Below are 2,726 nucleotides of genomic sequence, written 5' to 3' on the forward strand. Positions count from 1 at the left end.
TCATGTTCTTTTAGAATCCTGATGATCTGTTCCTCGCTGAACCGTTTCTTCATGTTAATCACTCCATCTGCATTTTATCATATTGTGACTAACTTTTCTATTGGCTCAGTTTTCGGGGCTCAGGTCATATGTTCCCGTCTACCGATAGTGCTAAAAACGCAGTGGATATGTTCCCGAGAACGGACACACTCAAATAACATTCATCCTGTCCTCTCAAGCCATACAGAGGTAGTTTGCCTGCTTGAGCGGAAATATCAGGGTTAAGCATATAACCTGTCCGCCGAGTAAAATCGGGAGAAAAAGATATGAACAGATATATAGCTTTTTGGGGACAACAGGATAGGATTAAGCAATTTGAAACAACACAACGCCCGATATCGTATTAAGCTATAAGGATATGATCAGAAGTTGTTTGGAGTACTATCATGAATTTAAGTCAAAGAAAGATTTTTAAGGGAATATACGCCCTCTTACTTGGAGTATTAACAGGCATATTGACAGTTCTGGGACAGAAATATCTTCCCGCTTCGCTAAATTCATTAGCAAACTCAGGTGCTATTTGGTTAACTCCAGCCTTCTTCATGGCTACAGCTACGAAAAAAAAGCTCCCGGCATTTATTCTTTGTGCTGAAACATTAATCGTCTGCGTCATTTCCTATTATTGGACAGAATCCATTGTTAATCAGCACACCTTTGTTTTGGAAGGCTTCTACTTCTATCTCTGGCTTATTTGTGCTGTAATTGCCGGTATCATTTTCGGATTTGGTGCTTATTTATACAGGCAGAAGAGTACGTATTATCATTGGGGTGCAAGTCTTCTTCCTGCCGTTTTTTTTGCTGAGGGTTTCAGCGAAATAATTCATTTGTCCGAATATATGCACATGCTTCCTGCCGTCGTAGGAAAGATTGTATTAGGTCTTGTCCTATACTTTATCATCTATAAAAAAGCCTTTTATCATAGGAAATCACTAATATCATTTTGTTCATATACAGTACTTGGGATCATCGGTTATGAGTTCCTTTTCAGGTTAACGACATAAAAACGATAGAAAACATCCTTCCGCCAAGGCCTTCCTCTGCTGCCCCGTCATCTTTTTTATCGGCTTAAGGCATACAGAATGTATTGTCAAACTGTGTCGAATATAAAAATATTTAGCTTTTGAAAGGAGTTTTGACTGTGAAATACACCGGATCATGTCTTTGTGGCAGAGTTACTTTTGAAATAGAAGGGGATTTTGAAAATTTTTTCCTTTGCCATTGTGAACGATGCCGTAAAGATACAGGGTCAGCCCATGCGGCCAATCTGTTTTCCTCTACAGCCAAGTTAACCTGGCTTTCAGGTTAAAATGAAGTGAAAACTTTTAACTATCTTTCAGAAGGACACATAAAAAGCTTCTGTGCTAATTGCGGATCAGCACTGCCTAATATTCAGTCTGACGGAAAGCTGCTGGTTGTTCCCGCAGGATGTATTGACAGTGTTATATACATGAAACCGCAAGGACACATCTACTATGCGAGCAAAGCGAGTTGGGACAGTGATTTAGAGAAAATACCAAAGTATAAAGAACTCCCAAATGAATAAAAAAACAATCCGCCACTCAGGAGTAACTATGTCTTAACAGCATCATTATTGTCTACTCAAGCCACGTGGAAACCGTAGTAGGACTATGTCGAGTAGACTCGTAAAACGATTAAAGGATACCCTGACGGGTATCCTTTTTATAAATTTCGGCTCAGTTTAAGAATAATGTTGAAAATCAGATAAGCTTTCATTGTTAATGTTATCTATAATAATATATAATTAAGTTCGTGTACAATGGCAGATTGTGGCAAAGTAAAGATGTTCGTATGAAAGGCATGGAAAGGGACAGCAAAAACCTGATGATTTCCTGGGCCGGACTAAAAAAGCAAGAAATATAGCACAAAGAAGAAATAGAAAAATCGGAATCGGCGGAGATGGATTTATATGAAAAGATATATTGCATTTTTAAGGGGGATCAATGTAGGTGGTAAAAATAAGATAAAGATGTCTGAATTAAAGGCAGGCTTTGAAGAACTTGGCTTTTTACAAGTAAGGACATATCTGAACAGTGGCAATATCATCTTTTCAAGTGATAAGAACGACAACGAGACTTTTTCTGGTCAGCTTGAAAGAATGATAAAAGACAGGTTTAATTTGGATATACCGGTTTTTGTCATATTAAAAGAAGACCTGGAAGATATATTACGTAATGCTCCTGGCTGGTGGAATACCGGGAAAAAGGAAATATACGATAATCTGATTTTTATAATACCGTCGACAACATTTACTGAGGTGTTTAGTGAAATAGGAGAACCTAAAGAAGAATTTGAAAAGATAACAGGCTACAAAAAAGCGGCATTCTGGTCTTTTAGTCGTAAAGATTATCAAAAGACAAATTGGTGGTCGAGGACAGCCCGCGCAAGCATTAGCAGCAGGCTGACAATCAGAACAGCAAATACAGTTAAAAAGATTGTTGAAATGTAGTTCACAACTCCCAGTGTGTTGGGAACAAGGCAATGAGCCTGTTGGCGTGGGCTAAATCGGAGGATTTATGATAAGAGAATTTAAAGCAGACGACTTAGGGAACCTCTGAACAAATGGCGCAGGAAGAGGAATTCAGCGAAAAGGGATTCAAGAGGCGTTCCAACTGAATGATTACGTCGAATTTCGACGCTATACTCCTGAATTTATTTCCACTTTTGCG

Annotated in this window: 2 protein-coding genes and 1 pseudogene; all 3 read left to right on the forward strand. The window is 38.6% G+C overall.

Going from position 1 to position 2,726, the window contains the following annotated elements:
* Window positions 1-425: 425 nt before the first annotated feature.
* The 3 genes and pseudogenes from CAFE_RS01850 (at window position 426) to CAFE_RS01860 (ending at window position 2,506) form a co-directional block, all read left to right on the forward strand.
* Window positions 426-1,040 carry a DUF6518 family protein gene (locus tag CAFE_RS01850; RefSeq protein WP_156989649.1) on the forward strand — a complete coding sequence of 205 codons (615 nt, stop codon included), beginning with the start codon at window positions 426-428 and terminating at the stop codon, window positions 1,038-1,040.
* A gap of 137 nt (window positions 1,041-1,177) precedes the next feature.
* Window positions 1,178-1,582 (forward strand): annotated as a pseudogene (locus CAFE_RS01855) (GFA family protein).
* Window positions 1,583-1,966: 384 nt separating this feature from the next.
* On the forward strand, window positions 1,967-2,506 hold the full coding sequence (locus tag CAFE_RS01860; RefSeq protein ID WP_156989650.1) for a DUF1697 domain-containing protein: 540 nt from the start codon (window positions 1,967-1,969) through the stop codon (window positions 2,504-2,506).
* Window positions 2,507-2,726 lie beyond the last annotated feature (220 nt).

The organism is Caproicibacter fermentans (genome assembly GCF_009746625.1).
Classification (GTDB): domain Bacteria; phylum Bacillota; class Clostridia; order Oscillospirales; family Acutalibacteraceae; genus Caproicibacter; species Caproicibacter fermentans.